At 62.2% G+C, this 14,061-nt stretch carries 16 protein-coding genes; 6 read left to right on the top strand and 10 right to left on the bottom strand.

Features of this window, described 5'->3' with window-relative positions; all coding sequences use genetic code 11:
- Positions 1-189 precede the first annotated feature (189 nt).
- A complete protein-coding gene (locus tag AC3EML_RS16825) occupies positions 190-528 on the top strand; it encodes a protein tyrosine phosphatase family protein (protein ID WP_023672907.1) in 339 nt (112 codons plus the stop codon).
- Positions 529-746: 218 nt separating this feature from the next.
- Here the strand turns inward: AC3EML_RS16825 and AC3EML_RS16820 are convergent, their stop codons facing one another.
- Positions 747-1,214 (bottom strand): Lrp/AsnC family transcriptional regulator, encoded by a 468-nt coding sequence (locus AC3EML_RS16820; RefSeq protein WP_023694411.1) that lies wholly within the window; start codon positions 1,212-1,214, stop codon positions 747-749.
- A gap of 139 nt (positions 1,215-1,353) precedes the next feature.
- On the opposite strand from AC3EML_RS16820, the gene hppD reads away from it, so the two are divergent.
- Positions 1,354-2,469, top strand: coding sequence for a 4-hydroxyphenylpyruvate dioxygenase (gene hppD / locus AC3EML_RS16815; RefSeq protein ID WP_023694412.1), 1,116 nt, complete (start codon positions 1,354-1,356; stop codon positions 2,467-2,469).
- Positions 2,470-2,526: 57 nt separating this feature from the next.
- Entirely contained in the window at positions 2,527-2,751 is a 225-nt protein-coding gene (locus AC3EML_RS16810) for a type II toxin-antitoxin system Phd/YefM family antitoxin (protein ID WP_352520908.1), read from the top strand.
- A gap of 3 nt (positions 2,752-2,754) precedes the next feature.
- Here the strand turns inward: AC3EML_RS16810 and AC3EML_RS16805 are convergent, their stop codons facing one another.
- From AC3EML_RS16805 to hmgA, 5 genes are all read right to left on the bottom strand, one after another.
- Positions 2,755-3,291: a DinB family protein gene (locus AC3EML_RS16805; RefSeq protein WP_352520909.1), complete on the bottom strand. Its 537-nt coding sequence runs from the start codon at positions 3,289-3,291 to the stop codon at positions 2,755-2,757.
- Positions 3,292-3,367: 76 nt separating this feature from the next.
- Positions 3,368-3,583: a hypothetical protein gene (locus AC3EML_RS16800; protein ID WP_352520910.1), complete on the bottom strand. Its 216-nt coding sequence runs from the start codon at positions 3,581-3,583 to the stop codon at positions 3,368-3,370.
- 14 nt (positions 3,584-3,597) lie between these two features.
- Positions 3,598-4,611 carry a fumarylacetoacetate hydrolase family protein gene (locus AC3EML_RS16795; protein WP_488505266.1) on the bottom strand — a complete coding sequence of 338 codons (1,014 nt, stop codon included), beginning with the start codon at positions 4,609-4,611 and terminating at the stop codon, positions 3,598-3,600.
- The gene (locus AC3EML_RS16790; protein WP_352497311.1) at positions 4,608-5,495 is read right to left on the bottom strand and encodes an MBL fold metallo-hydrolase; all 888 of its coding nucleotides are present in this window, start codon (positions 5,493-5,495) and stop codon (positions 4,608-4,610) included. Before AC3EML_RS16790 ends, AC3EML_RS16795 begins: the two co-directional genes overlap by 4 nt.
- 10 nt (positions 5,496-5,505) lie before the next feature.
- Entirely contained in the window at positions 5,506-6,819 is a 1,314-nt protein-coding gene (gene hmgA / locus AC3EML_RS16785) for a homogentisate 1,2-dioxygenase (protein WP_352520912.1), read from the bottom strand.
- Positions 6,820-6,943: 124 nt separating this feature from the next.
- On the opposite strand from hmgA, the gene AC3EML_RS16780 reads away from it, so the two are divergent.
- On the top strand, positions 6,944-7,381 hold the full coding sequence (locus AC3EML_RS16780) for a MarR family winged helix-turn-helix transcriptional regulator (protein WP_352520913.1): 438 nt from the start codon (positions 6,944-6,946) through the stop codon (positions 7,379-7,381).
- Positions 7,382-7,412: 31 nt separating this feature from the next.
- Here AC3EML_RS16780 and AC3EML_RS16775 read toward each other — a convergent pair whose 3' ends face one another.
- The 3 genes from AC3EML_RS16775 to AC3EML_RS16765 form a co-directional block, all read right to left on the bottom strand.
- Positions 7,413-8,036 carry a DUF4304 domain-containing protein gene (locus AC3EML_RS16775; protein ID WP_352520914.1) on the bottom strand — a complete coding sequence of 208 codons (624 nt, stop codon included), beginning with the start codon at positions 8,034-8,036 and terminating at the stop codon, positions 7,413-7,415.
- 18 nt (positions 8,037-8,054) lie between these two features.
- Entirely contained in the window at positions 8,055-9,089 is a 1,035-nt protein-coding gene (gene tdh, locus AC3EML_RS16770; RefSeq protein ID WP_352520915.1) for an L-threonine 3-dehydrogenase, read from the bottom strand.
- A 169-nt stretch (positions 9,090-9,258) separates the two neighbouring features.
- Positions 9,259-10,446 (bottom strand): glycine C-acetyltransferase, encoded by a 1,188-nt coding sequence (locus tag AC3EML_RS16765; protein WP_352520916.1) that lies wholly within the window; start codon positions 10,444-10,446, stop codon positions 9,259-9,261.
- A 309-nt stretch (positions 10,447-10,755) separates the two neighbouring features.
- Here AC3EML_RS16765 and AC3EML_RS16760 point away from each other — a divergent pair, with 309 nt between their 5' ends.
- Positions 10,756-12,822 carry a putative bifunctional diguanylate cyclase/phosphodiesterase gene (locus tag AC3EML_RS16760; RefSeq protein WP_352520917.1) on the top strand — a complete coding sequence of 689 codons (2,067 nt, stop codon included), beginning with the start codon at positions 10,756-10,758 and terminating at the stop codon, positions 12,820-12,822.
- Positions 12,823-12,843: 21 nt separating this feature from the next.
- Here the strand turns inward: AC3EML_RS16760 and AC3EML_RS16755 are convergent, their stop codons facing one another.
- Entirely contained in the window at positions 12,844-13,248 is a 405-nt protein-coding gene (locus AC3EML_RS16755; protein ID WP_023672921.1) for a MarR family winged helix-turn-helix transcriptional regulator, read from the bottom strand.
- A gap of 192 nt (positions 13,249-13,440) precedes the next feature.
- Here AC3EML_RS16755 and AC3EML_RS16750 point away from each other — a divergent pair, with 192 nt between their 5' ends.
- Positions 13,441-13,848, top strand: coding sequence for a hypothetical protein (locus AC3EML_RS16750; protein WP_352520918.1), 408 nt, complete (start codon positions 13,441-13,443; stop codon positions 13,846-13,848).
- The last annotated feature ends 213 nt before the right edge of the window (positions 13,849-14,061 follow it).

The following is a 14,061-nucleotide window of genomic DNA, read 5'->3' as shown; positions in this document are numbered from 1 at the left end:
GTCGGTGCGCCTGTTTAGAGTTGCTGCCGCCTCCGGGCAAGGCCAACAGCGCGAAACCTCTTGAGCCTGGGTTGGATCTTGGGCCGCAAATGTCTATCTGCGCCGAGGTATTTCTTTCCGGCGCGGATTGCCGACCTCGTGTGAGAGTGGCAAGACTTCGCGCCAAACCAGGTTGAGAGGATGAGAGCCATGGAATATCGCGAAATCAGCGAGGACTATTCGGTCTCGGGCCAGATCCAGCCCGAAGATGCCGCCGCCATCAAGGAAGCCGGTTTCAAGAGCGTGATCTGCAACCGGCCGGATGACGAGCAGCCCGACCAGCCTTCGGCCGACAGCGTCAAGGCGGCGGTCGAAGCCGCGGGGCTGGCCTTCCGTTACATCCCGGTGATCAGCGGCCAGATCACAGCCGAGAATGTCGAAGATCAGGCCGAAGCGCTCGACGCGCTCGAAGGCCCGGTGTTTGCCTATTGCCGCTCCGGCGCGCGCTGCACCAATCTCTACGGGCTGATCCAGCAGTCCAAGGGGTGAGCATCCTGAGGCGCTGGCGATCCCTCACACCCTCCGCTGTCCTGCCGGACATCTCCCCCGCAAGGGGGGAGACCGGATGTCGCCTTCACTCGCCAATCGCCGACGTTGCAGGATGAGCGCTGTCGACAAAAGCTGCTGATCTCCCTCCTTGCGGGGGAGATGGCCGGCAGGCCAGGGGGGTGCTGTCCCGCCGACGTATCAACTGAAACTCTCTCAAACTAGATCGGCAGCGCCCCGGTTTCCTTGAGTGTTTCCAGCACGATCGCTGTCTTCACATGCTGGACCGATTCATGCGGCAGGAGCACGCCGTTGACGAACTCCGACAATGATTTGAGATCGGGTGTCACCACTTTCAGGATGTAATCCATCTCGCCGGTCAAAGCGTGCGCCTCCTGCACCTCGGGCAGCCGGGCCAGCAGTTCGCCAAAGCGCCTGGCATTGTCGCGGTTATGGGTGGCGAGCGTCACCGAGATGACATTGACCAGCGAGAATCCAAGCTTGTCGCGGTCGAGCACGGCGCGATAGCCCTTGATGAAGCCGTCTTCCTCCAGCCGTTGGCGGCGGCGCGAGCATTGCGATGCCGACAGGTTCACGCGCTCCGAGAGATCGTTATTGGTGAGCCGCGCGTCGCCCTGCAAGAGAGCCATTATCTTGCGGTCAAATTGATCGATGCGCGCGTCATTCATCGATTCACCTCCAATCATGCATGAGTTACGCACCAGATGATCATTTCAAGCGTTTGAATGCAAGCACCGTGCGGTCGCTTCGTACTATCATGCGTCATCTCGTGGTCCGATGCGGCCACCATCCGTTTGGAGGAATGCCATGGGTCCCTTCCCGCACGACGCCCCGCCCGCCAAGATCAGCAAGGAAAACCCCGCCGGCACCGACGGTTTCGAGTTCGTCGAGTTCGCGCATGCGGAGCCGCAGAAGCTCGCCGAGCTGTTCACCCGCATGGGCTATGTCGCGGTCGCCAAGCACCGCACGAAAGACATCACCGTCTGGCGCCAGGGCGACATCAACTATGTCGTCAATGCCGAGCCAGGCTCGCATGCGATGAAATTCGTCGACAAGCACGGCCCCTGCGCCGCCTCGATGGCCTGGCGCGTGGTCGATGCAAAGCATGCGTTCGAGCATGCGGTATCGAAAGGCGCCACGCCCTACGACGGCAACGACAAGGCGCTCGACGTGCCGGCCATTGTCGGCATTGGCGGCTCGCTGCTCTATTTCATCGAAGCCTATGGCAAGAAGGGCTCGGCCTATGATGCCGAGTTCGAGTGGCTGGGCGAACGCGACCCGCGGCCGCAAGGCGTCGGCTTCTATTTCCTCGACCACCTCACCCACAATGTCTATCGCGGCCAGATGGACAAATGGTGGGACTTTTATCGCGAACTGTTCGGCTTCAAGCAGATCCATTTCTTCGACATCGACGGCAAGATCACCGGCCTCGTCAGCCGCGCCATCACCTCGCCCTGCGGCAAGATCCGCATTCCGCTAAATGAATCCAAGGACGACACCAGCCAGATCGCCGAATACCTGAAGAAGTACAATGGCGAAGGCATCCAGCATATCGCCGTCGGGACCGACGACATCTACGCCGCCACCGACAAGCTTGCCGACAACGGGCTGAAGTTCATGCCCGGTCCGCCGGAGACCTATTACGACATGTCGTACAACAGGGTGAACGGGCATGACGAGCCGATCGAGCGGATGAAGAAGCACGGCATCCTGATCGACGGCGAAGGCGTGGTCGACGGCGGCATGACCAAGATCCTGCTGCAGATATTCTCCAAAACCGTGATCGGCCCGATCTTCTTCGAATTTATCCAGAGGAAGGGCGACGAAGGTTTTGGCGAAGGCAATTTCCGCGCGCTGTTCGAGTCGATCGAGCAGGACCAGATCAAGCGCGGCGTGATCAAGGTCGACGGCAAGGCGGCCTGAACCCCCGTTTGCGGCTCGATCGGCCTTGATCTAAGTTTCGATAAAAAGGGTCAACCCGTGAACGTCTCCATAACCGAAGCAAAGGCCAAACTAGCGGAACTCGTCGGCCGCGCGGAGACCGGCGAGGAGATAGTCATCACTCGTCACGGCAAGATCGCGGCGCGGCTCGTGCCACCAGTTCGAGAAGACTTGTTGTCGCGCATAGGTGCCCTGAAGGGCAAGATTTGGATTTCTGACGATTTCGACAAACTCGGCCCTGAATGGAACGAGTACACCAGATAAAGGTCAGAGGCCCAGCCGCTCGACCTCTTCCTTCCTCACCTTCAAATCATAATCGAGCAAAAACTCGTCCAGCTGCGGCGGCGCGACCGAGCTGCCCGAGAGCATCGCGTGAACCTGGCCGCGATGGTGGATGTCGTGCAGGAAGACATGGGCGAGAATGTCGCCGATCTTTTCGGGGATCATGCCGTCCTCGCGCCGGTCCGTGATGACCCGACGGTCGAGATCCGCCTCCGACAGCTTCTCGCAAAAGGCGATCAGGCGTCGATCTGCCGCGACCTGAGCGGCAAACAGCGCCTGCGGCACATCGAACGGCACGTAGTCGTCATGGGCGGCCGCGCCGACGCCGCCTTCTTCGAGAAAATCGAGATAGAGATGATCGACCGCAAGGATGTGGTTGAGCGTTGCCTTGATCGACGGGAAGAAGCTGGTGCGTTCGGCTTCGAATTCGCCGGGCTTCAGCGCAAGCACAGCGCGGTAGAGCCGGTCATTCGACCAGAGATTGTTGCCGGCCATGCGGCTGAAATGCTCGAGCAGGGTCACGCGTTCATTCGTCTGATCAGGCCAATGCCAGCCGCCATCACCGCGAAGCCGGCGACAACGATCAGCAGCAGCCGGTTCATGCGCCGCCGCATCGCCTGCGTCTCCTCGTCCCGGCCACATTGGTGTTGGTGATGGTGTGGAACATCATCGCCTTGCGCGGGTAGCCGCTGCGGTTGGTCAGATCGGGCGAGCGCGCCTCGATGCGGTAGCTCAGCCGGATCGCCTGGATGAAGACCACCAGAATGGCCAACGCCCAGACGCCGGCCAGCAGGTAGAACGCCTCGCCCGTCATTGCATTGCCCCCTCTTATGCCTGGGACTTCTCGACCTTCTGCTCGATGGCGCCGAAGATCGAGTTTCCGCTTTTATTCTTCATCTCGATACGCACCGTATCGCCAAAGCGCAGGAACGGCGTCTTGGGCTCGCCAAACTCAATGGTCTCGATCATGCGCAGTTCAGCGATGCAGGAATAGCCGGCGCCGCCGGCCGCCACCGGTTTGCCCGACCCGCCATCCAGCTTGTTGGAGACGGTGCCGGAGCCGATGATGGTGCCGGCAACCAGCGGCCGTGTCTTTGCGGCATGGGCAATCAGCGCCGGGAAGTCGAAGGTCATGTCGACGCCGGCATTGACACGGCCGAACGGCTTGCCGTTGACGTCGGCGAGCAGAGGCAGGTTGACCTTGCCGCCATCCCAGGCGTCGCCGAGTTCGTCCGGCGTCACCGCCACCGGCGAAAAAGCCGAGGACGGCTTCGACTGGAAGAAGCCAAACCCCTTGGCGAGTTCGGGTCCGGTGAGCGCGCGCAGCGTCACATCATTGACCAGCATGACCAGCCGGATCGCAGCGCGCGCCTGGTCGAGGCTGGCGCCCATCGGCACATCGTCGACGACGACGGCGACCTCCGCCTCCATGTCGATGCCGAAGGCTTCGTCCGCCGCGCGGATCGGATCGCGCGGCGCGATAAAGGAATCCGAGCCACCCTGATAGATCAGCGGATCGGTCCAGAAGCTTGCCGGCATCTCGGCGCCGCGGGCTTTGCGCACCAGCTCGACGTGGTTCACATAGGCAGAACCATCGGCCCATTGATAGGCGCGCGGCAGCGGCGAATGGGCGTCATGCTCATGGAAGCGTGCCGACGGCACCGCATTGTTCTCCAGCGATTCGGCGATCGTCGCCAGGTGCGGCGAAATCCGCTGCCAGTCGTCGAGTGCGGCCTGCAGCGTGCGCGCCAGGAACGAGGCGTCGGTGAAGCGCGTCAGGTCGCGCGAGACGACGACAAGCTTTCCGTCGCGCGTCCCGTCCCTCAATGTGGCAAGCTTCATGCGGTTTCCTCTCCTGATGCGGCTTTGGCGCCGTCTAAGTTCACAACAAGGCCGTCGCGGGCAATCGTCAAGTCACCCACCCACGATTTCCTGACAGCAGCCTCCCAGTCGGCCTCGCCGATCTCGGGATCATCGGCCGGAATAAGGTGGTTGAGCACCAGCCTCTTCACCCCGGCATCGCTGGCGATGCGGCCTGCCTGCTCGGCAAATGAGTGGCTGGCAAGCAGATGCTCTTTCAGCCGCGCGCCATTGCCGGTCCTGGCGACCAGCCGCTCGATGCCTTCTTCCAGCATGGCCTCATGGACGAGAATGTCGGCATTTCGGGCAAAGCCTGCGAGCGGCGGAAAGAAGGCTGTGTCGGCCGAGAACACGACGCTGTTCGCACCATGCTCGAAGCGCAGCGCGAAACAGTCGGTCACCGGCGGATGGTCGACGCGCAGTGCCGAGACCTTCAGGCCGCGCTGCGCAAAAATCTCGCCCTCGCCGAATTCCACGATCGAAGCCATTTCGCGAATGTCCGGCCTGCCCTCATCGACGATGCGAATTTCAATGTCGAACTCCATCGCCTGGCAGAAGCGGCGCCAGTATTGGCCGGTGCCGGGTGGTCCGAACAACGTCACCGGATTGGCCAGACCGGCGGTCCAGGCGGTGTGGAGCAGCGCCCCCAGTTCCAGCACATGATCGGAATGCAGATGGGTGACGAAGATCAGGTCGAGCGCCTTCAGGCTGACGCCGGCATCGACCAGGCCACGCGTGACACCCAGCCCGCAATCGACGACGATGGTCCGCCCGCCAAGCTCCAGCAGCGACGAACTCGGCCACGGCCCGCCCGGCCGCAATGCCGGGCCGCCTTTCGAGCCGAGAAGCACCAGCCGGTCGCTCATCGAGCTGATCTCAAGACCAGTCGCCCTCCGGCGTGCCGTTGAAGCGCTTCTTCAGGTCGGTCCAGCAGTCAATGTAATTGTCCTGCCTTGTTTCAAGCTCGGCGCCGTAGCGGGTCAGCATTTGCGGGAATCGGGTCTCGAACATGAAGGCCATCGTGTTGTCGAGCTTGACCGGTTTCAGCTCGGAGCGCGAGGCCTTTTCGAAGCCAGGTGCGTCGGGGCCGTGGGCCAGCATCAGATTGTGCAGGCTGATGCCGCCGGGCACGAAGCCTTCTTCCTTGGCGTCGTACTGGCCATGGATCAGGCCCATGAACTCGCTCATGATGTTGCGGTGGTACCAGGGCGGCCGGAACGTGTCTTCCGCCACCAGCCAGCGCGGCGGGAAGATGACGAAGTCGATATTGGCGGTGCCCTCCTCGCCGCTCGGCGCCGTCAGCACGGTGAAGATCGACGGATCGGGATGGTCGAACAGGATGGCGCCGACCGGCGAAAACGTCACCAGATCATATTTGTAGGGCGCATAGTTGCCGTGCCAGGCGACGACGTCGAGCGGCGAATGGCCGATCTCGGTGACGTTGAAATTGCCGCACCATTTCACCGTCAGCCGGCACGGCGTCTCCTTCTCCTCGAACCAGGCGCTGGGCGTCTTGAAGTCGCGTGGGTTGGCCAGGCAGTTGGCGCCGATCGGGCCGCGGTCGGGCAGCGTCAGCTTGGCGCCGTAATTCTCGCAGACATAGCCGCGCACTTCCTTGTCGGCGAGCTCGACCTTGAACACCAGACCGCGCGGCAGCACGGCGATCTCGCCGGGCCGAAGCTCGATGACGCCCATCTCGGTGACGAAGCGCAAGGCACCGACCTGGGGGACAATCAGCAACTCGCCGTCGGCGTTGAAGAAATGGTCGTCGACCATCGATCGGTTGGCGACATAGACATGCGCGGCCATGCCGCTTTGGCCCAGCACATCTCCGGCAGTGGTGATGGTGCGCATGCCGGCGATGAAGTCGGTCGGCTCACTCGGCATCGGCACCGGGTTCCAGCGATACTGCCCGAGCGCCAGTTCGTGGTCGCCGACATTGGGTGCTGTCTTCCACAAGGGATAGCTCGCTGCCTTGAAGCGGCCGGTGTGTTTTACGCTCGGCCGGATGCGGTAGAGCCAGGAACGCTCATTGGTGCCGCGCGGGGCGGTGAAGGGCGAGCCCGAGAGCTGCTCGGCATAAAGTCCGTAAGCCGGCCGCTGCGGGGAATTGCGCCCTTGCGGCAGCGAGCCGGGCAGCGTTTCGGTCTCAAAATCATTGCCGAAGCCCGGCATGTAGGAAAATTCCATCCGATCCTCCCTGATCCCGACCGCCGCGAAGCGCGGCCTGCCGGCGATGTTGACCAAACTGGTTTCATTTGTAACCATCGAAAATGTAACTATCAACGGCTGATGCCGCATCCACGGTGCGCATATGGAAACCCTCGAACTCGAAAATTTCCTGCCCTATCGGCTCTACCGGCTGGCCGACGCCGTCAGCCGCGAATTTTCAAAAATCTACCGCGACCGCCACGGCCTGACGCGGCCGGAATGGCGCACGCTGTCAGGGCTCGGACAGCGCGGCACCATGACGGCGACAGCGCTTGGCGAGCAGTCGGCCATGCACAAGACAAAGGTGTCGCGCGCGGTGGGGGAACTGGAGCGAAGGCGCTGGCTGGTACGCACAACTGACGAGAATGATCGGCGCGTGGAGCATCTGGCGCTGACAAAGGCGGGGCTGGCGGCCTATGGCGAAATGGTGCCGCTGGCGAAGGCGTTTGAACGGGAGTTGCTGGAGAGGCTTGGTACGGAAGAGCGGGCGGCGATTGTGAATGGGGTGGCGGCGCTGGAGGCAAAACTCACCTTGGGTTGAGATCTTCCCATAAGTTCGACCGTCGCTGAAATCAGATCGCGAATGCGGCAGGCAACGCCCCTAGACCGTAATAGGCGCGTTCGGCTTCAATGAAGCCTCTGACACGGCTTCGAAATGCCACCGGATCATCAATGTAGGCTAGAAGCGCCTGCGCTTGCGAAGCCGCGTGTCTTTGCGCGCTTTCAAACAGTCGCCTTGCCGTTTCAAAACCACCGGCCAAACCAGCCGCCACCCCGGCGTGGAAGGCCGCCCACTCGCCGTAGGCGCCCGGTTGCAATTCACTCACGAGGATTTTCGCTGTCGCCTGGACGGAAGGGAACATCGATCGGTGAACCTGATCGATTTCGACGACCTTCTTGGCCATTTGATCAACCGCGAGAAGAAACTGTGGCGGGCTCTCGAACGGAACGAACTGTCCAATGCGCTCAACGCGATCGAAGGTAATCGTTTCCGGAAGCGAACCCCAGAGCCAGTGGACTGCTACGTTAAGGTAAGTGCCCTTGGACCATGAGCTGGGCTGGAACTCGACTACACTTAGCCAGAAGCCGCGATCGGCGATCCAGATTCGGGATTGGCCCTTGCGTCGAAATCCAGCGGGCTTCAGTACGATCTTTGCCTGCGAGGCAATGATACGACCGTGCTCATTTTCCGCCATCTTGCACCCACACGTGCCTCACCAATCCATCACCACCTTACCCGAACTGCCGCTCCTCATCGCATCAAACCCCACCTGAAAATCATCAATCCCGATGCGGTGCGTGATCAGACCCGATACATCCAGCGGCCCCTGCACCAGCGCAATCATTTTGTACCAGGTCTCGAACATCTCGCGGCCGTAGATGCCCTTGAGATGCAGCATCTTGAAGATGACCTTGTTCCAATCGATTTCGAAGCCGGTCGGCGCGATGCCGAGAATGGCGATCTTGCCGCCATTGTTCATGGTGTCGATCATGTCGCGGAAGGCGGGCGCGGCGCCCGACATTTCGAGGCCGACGTCAAAACCCTCGGTCATGCCGAGCGCCGGCATGACGTCGCGCAGCTTTTCCTTGGACGCATCGACGACATGCTGGACGCCGAGTTTTTTGGCCAGCGCCAGCCGCACCGGGATGATGTCGGTGATGACGACTTTTCGCGCCCCCACACATTGGGCAACGAGCGCGCCCATGATGCCGATCGGTCCGGCTCCGGTGACCAGCACGTCTTCGCCGACGAGATCGAAGGACAGGGCGGTGTGGACGGCATTGCCGAGCGGATCGAAGATCGCGGCGATTTCGTCGGGCACATCGTCGGGGATCGGCACGACATTGTGCTGCGGGATCGCCAGATATTCGCCGAAGGCGCCGGGACGGTTGACGCCGACGCCGAGCGTGTTGCGGCAGAGGTGCCCTCGCCCGGCGCGGCAATTGCGGCAATGGCCGCAGACGATATGGCCTTCGCCCGAAACACGCTGGCCGACCTTGTATTCGGTGACCGCAGCACCAAAATCGGCAACCGTGCCGACGAATTCATGGCCGGTCACCATCGGCACCGGCACGGTCTTTTGTGCCCACTGATCCCAATTGTAGATATGCACGTCGGTGCCGCAGATCGCGGTCTTCTTGACCTTGATCAGCACATCGTTGGGGCCGATCTCCGGCACCGGCACCTCTTCCATCCAGATGCCCGGCTCGGCCTTGGCCTTCACCAGCGCCTTCATCATGTTCGACATGCTACAACTCCTTACCCTCCCCCTTGTGGGGAGGGTGGCCCGAAGGGCCGGGTGGGGGTCAAAAACTGGCGGAGGTCGTGACCCTGCAGACCCCCACCCCGCCTCCCGCCCGCTTGCTTCGCAAGCGGTCGAAAGTCGACCCTCCCCACAAAGGGGGAGGGTAAAACTCTCAGCCAATCACGCCCAGTTCCTTGCCGACTGCGGCGAATGCCGCCACGGCGCGGTCGATGTCGGCGGCGGAATGCGCCGCCGACATCTGCGTGCGGATGCGCGCCTGGCCTTTCGGCACCACCGGGAACGAAAAACCGATGACATAGATGCCGCGCTTCAGCATGCGCGCCGCCATTTCCTGCGCCAGGCTGGCATCGCCCAGCATCACCGGGATGATCGGGTGATCGGCGCCGGCCAATGTGAAGCCGAGCTTGCCCATCTCGGACCTGAACCGCGCCGCATTGGCATAGAGGCGCTCGCGTAGCGCATCGCCATTTCGGATCAGCTCGAAAACCTTGATCGAGGCGCCGGCGATCGCCGGCATCAGCGTGTTGGAGAAGAGATAGGGCCGCGAGCGCTGGCGCAGCCAGTCGACCACCTGGCTTTTGCCCGAGGTATAGCCGCCCGACGCGCCGCCCAGCGCCTTGCCGAGCGTGCCGGTGATGATGTCCACCCTGCCCTCGACGCCGCAATGCTCGGCCGAGCCGCGGCCGTTTTTGCCGACGAAGCCGACGGCATGGCTGTCGTCGACCATGACCATGGCGTCGTATTTTTCCGCGAGGTCGCAGACGCCTTTAAGATTGGCGATGATGCCGTCCATGGAGAACACGCCGTCGGTGGCGATCAGGCGGAAGCGGCAGTCTTTCGCCTCTTTCAGCCGCGCTTCGAGGTCGGCCATGTCGTTATTGGCATAGCGGAAACGCTTGGCCTTCGACAGCCGCACGCCGTCGATGATCGAGGCATGGTTCAGCGCATCGGAGATGATCGCATCCTCCTCGCCGAGCAGCGTTTCGAACAGGCCGCCATTGGCGTCGAAGCAGGAGCCGTAAAGGATGGTGTCGTCCAGGCCGAGGAAGGATGAAATCGTTGATTCAAGCTGCTTGTGCTCTTCCTGCGTGCCGCAGATGAAGCGCACCGAGGCCATGCCGTAACCGTAGCGGTCGAGCGCGCCTTTGGCCGCGGTGCGCAACTCGGCGCTGTCGGCGAGGCCGAGATAGTTGTTGGCGCAGAAGTTCAGCACCTTGTCGCCGCCGACTTCGATCTCAGCCGACTGGGTCGAGGTGATCACCCGCTCGGATTTGTAGAGCCCGGCGGATTTCAGCCCTTGCAGTTCGTTGTCGATATGGGAGAGGAATGCCGCGCTCATGATCAGGTCCTGTTGAGATTGGCGCGACTGTCGCGCTACGCGCACTAAAAATCCACCGCAAAAGCGACCGCTTCGGTGGCGCGGCTGCCTCAACCCTGGCGCGATCCGATCGCATGGCCAGCATGCTGGAGTAGCAGGCACGCGAATACGGCCATGCCGCGAAAGAACATGATAACCATCTCAGCAGCTTTCGTTTACTGCGGAAGCAGCAGTTCCGCCGGCTTCCAAACCTGTTAACCCTTTCAAGGCAATGGTGTTCTTGCCACGAATCGGTGGCAGAAATCCGTCGACCGAGGGGTCACCTAGAATATGTCGCAGCAGCCGGCGCAAACCGTCTCGGGCAAACTCATCCTGCTGATCAAGAGCGGCTACTGGCTGGCGCTGCTGATCATCGCCGCCATGGTGATGGCCTCCTTCATCCTGCTGCAGCAGATGATGGCGGCGCAACAGCACAACCATACTCTGCTCGACATCGTCAGCACCCAGAAGGCGCTGTCGCAGCGCATTGTCTTTTTGACCAGCGCAACCGGCTCCGCCGCGCGTGACAAGCAGCCGGCCCTGGTTGCCGCGCTGAAACAGGCGACCGCCGAGTTCGAGACGAACTACGACCTGCTGCTCAAACAGACGGGAGCCGACCCACTGTCGCCAGCATTGTCCGATCCAAAGTCGATCGAGAGCGTCCTTTACGGCAAGCCGTTCCACCTCGACTATTTCTCGGTCGGGCTGGTCGCCAATGGCGAAAGGCTGATCTCGTCCTTCGAATCCCAGCTCTCCGGCAATGCCGCCTACAAGGGCGGCGGCGAGCGCGTCAATCTCGATGCTTCCGTCGCCAATGCGACGCTGTCGGGTTATGCCGCGCTCGGCCAACGCATCGCCGCATTCGCAGACGAGCGGTCGGAAAAGCTCCTCGATCTCCATCGCACCTTGTTCTACGCCACCATCAGCGTCATCGTCCTGGTGGCGCTTTTCATCTTCCGGCCGATGTCGAAGGCGATCCTGCGCAAGACGCACGAGCTTGTCGATGCCCGCAACTCGATGGCCTTCATCGCCGTACATGACGGGCTGACCGGCCTGCACAACCGCACCTTCCTGACCGACCACTTCGAAACGCTGATCAAGGGCGCGCATCGCCGGCGCGAGAGGCTGGCGGTCATCCAGCTCGACCTCGACCGGTTCAAGCAGATCAACGACACACTCGGCCACGCCGCCGGCGACTATGTGCTGGTCGTCACCGCGCAGCGCATGCGCGATTCCTGCCGTGCGTCGGATCTCTGCGCGCGCCTTGGCGGCGACGAATTCGTGATGATCCTCAATGGCGCCGGCGGCCCCGAGGACATCAACATGCTGGCCCGGCGCATCCTGGAGGAGATCAACGAGCCGATTACCTTCCAGGGCACGACCATCCTTCCAGGGGCCAGCGCCGGCATTGCCGTCTATCCCATCGACGCCGACAATGCCGAGGATCTGCTCGTCCACGCCGACCTCGCGCTCTATTCCGCCAAAAAGCTCGGCGGCGGCAGCTTCTCGTTCTTCTCCGAGGAACTCAGGCGCGAGCTAGACTACCGCAAGCAGCTCGAGCACGACATCAAGGTCGCGATTTCGGAGAACGCCTTCCAAGTCTATTTCCAGCCGCAGGTGTCGCTGAGCAACGGCGCCATCAGCGGCATCGAGGCGCTGGTGCGCTGGAAGCATGCCGAGCGCGGCATGATTGCGCCGGGCGAGTTCATTCCGGTCGCCGAAAAATGCGGCTTCATGCCCGAGATCGGCCGCATCGTCTTTACCAAGGCGATCGAGCAAGCAGCCGAATGGGATCGCGCCGGCATTGCCTTCGGCCGGCTTGCCGTCAACGTGTCCGGCACCGAGCTGCGCGAACCCGACTTCGACCGCTTCCTGTTCGCGACGCTGGAAAAGGCCGGCCTTGCGCCGCAGAAACTGTCGCTGGAAATCGTCGAATCCGTCATTCTCGACGACGAGAAGACGGGCATCGCGGCGAAGCTGCGCCACATCCGCGCTGCCGGCGTCCATCTTGAGCTCGACGATTTCGGCACCGGCTATGCCTCGCTCAGCCATGTCAATCCCAACGAGATCGACCGGCTGAAGATCGACCGCCGCTTCGTCCAGAACATCAACGAGAATGGCGACAACACCAAGATCGTGCGCGCCATCACCGAGCTGGCGCGCGGTCTCGGCATTTCGATCGTCGCCGAGGGCGCGGAAACCGAAGCCGAGCTCGATTCGCTGATGGCAATCGGCTGCGATCAGGTGCAGGGCTATTCCATCGCCTTCCCGATGCCGCAGGACAAAGCGCGCGAATGGCTGCTGGCGCGCAGCCCGAAGAAAGCCAAGCTGAAGGTGCTTCAGGGCAATTTAGCCTAGACTATTGCCCACCGGTGCCGGTCATTTGGCCGGCGCGACATTCGCCCGCAATGCCGCCAGCACCTCGGCGAACTCCGCCAGCCTGTCGTCCGGCAATCCCGCGCGCAGCCGCTTGTCGAAGATGAGAGCCGCCGCCCGGAGCTTCAGGAACATCGTTTCGCCCGCCTGCGTCAGCTCGACCAGATGAACCCGGCGGTTGTCCGGATCGCGGCGGCGCGTCAGCAAGCCTTGCGCCTCCATGGCGTTGAGATGGTGGGTGAGCGTGGCGCCCTGGATGCCGATCATGCCGGCAAGTTCGCGCTGGTTGGCAAGCTCGCTCGACTTGACCGAAAGCAAGGTCAGCCACACCGGCAGCGTGCCGCCGGCCTCGACCAAAGCGGCGTCAAAGGCCTGCGCCACCAGCTTGGAGGTGCGCGCGAGATTCATGCCGATTGGCGGACGGTCAAAGGGAGTCATGCGCCGACAGTAGAACAAGGCGCCGAGCGATGGAACGCGGCATTATACATTGACATCGAACCATTTGATACCTAACTATCATGCGTGTCGATCTACCGAGTTCGTATTATCCCGCATTCGACAGGGATCCGAGGACGGGCGGCGGGCAAGGAGGAAGCGGTCATGCAATATGTCTACATCGTCGTTATCGGCCTTCACGTCATAGCCGGCGTGTTCTGGGCCGGCACCACCATCACGCTTGCCCGCGACCCCGAGATCAGGGCGGAGCGCTTTATCGGACCGCAAATGGGCTCGGCCGGCATGGTGTTCGTGACCGGCGCCCTGCTCTGGTATTTCTTCCATGGCGTCCATTTCGGCTCGATGGAAATGGTGCTGGAGCTAGGCATCCTGGCCGCCTTCGCCGCTGCCGGCGTTCTCAGCGTCGTCGTCCGCAAGACCAGCCGGCAGCTTGCCGGCGCGGACGCCGCAACGGAAGCGGCGCTGCGCAGCCAAATGGCACGCGGCGAGCGCATCGCCGCCTGGCTTCTGGTACTCACCGTGCTTTGCATGGCGACGGCCAGGATGATTTGAGCCCTGCCGCGCGTTGCCTCCCGGTTGAAGCATTCCGCGTCGTACGCCGCCTGGCTCCCGGGCGGTGGCGTACGCGGCGCGCAGTTCGGACGGATGTGCAAGGTGGCTCTCCGCACAGAGGTTTGGCTGCGCGCCACCCATCACTTTGATCGATCGAGTTGCGCCCGCCGGAAGGGTGAGATCGAGTTTTGGAACAAGCCGTAGGCCGCTTGT

The sequence above is a fragment of the Mesorhizobium sp. P170090 genome (genome assembly GCF_057786115.1).
This window is presented reverse-complemented; position numbering and strand designations above follow the sequence as displayed.

Bases quoted from the DNA above. Each gene is read 5' to 3' on its own strand.
- AC3EML_RS16820 (WP_023694411.1), bottom strand. From the start codon at position 1,214: ATGAATGACGCGCGCATCGATCAATTTGACCGCAAGATAATGGCTCTC.
- AC3EML_RS16790 (WP_352497311.1), bottom strand. From the start codon at position 5,495: ATGAGCGACCGGCTGGTGCTTCTCGGCTCGAAAGGCGGCCCGGCATTG.
- AC3EML_RS16780 (WP_352520913.1), top strand. From the start codon at position 6,944: ATGGAAACCCTCGAACTCGAAAATTTCCTGCCCTATCGGCTCTACCGG.
- AC3EML_RS16755 (WP_023672921.1), bottom strand. From the start codon at position 13,248: ATGAATCTCGCGCGCACCTCCAAGCTGGTGGCGCAGGCCTTTGACGCC.
- hppD (WP_023694412.1), top strand. From the start codon at position 1,354: ATGGGTCCCTTCCCGCACGACGCCCCGCCCGCCAAGATCAGCAAGGAA.
- tdh (WP_352520915.1), bottom strand. From the start codon at position 9,089: ATGTCGAACATGATGAAGGCGCTGGTGAAGGCCAAGGCCGAGCCGGGC.
- AC3EML_RS16750 (WP_352520918.1), top strand. From the start codon at position 13,441: ATGCAATATGTCTACATCGTCGTTATCGGCCTTCACGTCATAGCCGGC.
- AC3EML_RS16800 (WP_352520910.1), bottom strand. From the start codon at position 3,583: ATGACGGGCGAGGCGTTCTACCTGCTGGCCGGCGTCTGGGCGTTGGCC.
- AC3EML_RS16775 (WP_352520914.1), bottom strand. From the start codon at position 8,036: ATGGCGGAAAATGAGCACGGTCGTATCATTGCCTCGCAGGCAAAGATC.
- AC3EML_RS16760 (WP_352520917.1), top strand. From the start codon at position 10,756: ATGTCGCAGCAGCCGGCGCAAACCGTCTCGGGCAAACTCATCCTGCTG.
- AC3EML_RS16795 (WP_488505266.1), bottom strand. From the start codon at position 4,611: ATGAAGCTTGCCACATTGAGGGACGGGACGCGCGACGGAAAGCTTGTC.
- hmgA (WP_352520912.1), bottom strand. From the start codon at position 6,819: ATGGAATTTTCCTACATGCCGGGCTTCGGCAATGATTTTGAGACCGAA.
- AC3EML_RS16765 (WP_352520916.1), bottom strand. From the start codon at position 10,446: ATGAGCGCGGCATTCCTCTCCCATATCGACAACGAACTGCAAGGGCTG.
- AC3EML_RS16825 (WP_023672907.1), top strand. From the start codon at position 190: ATGGAATATCGCGAAATCAGCGAGGACTATTCGGTCTCGGGCCAGATC.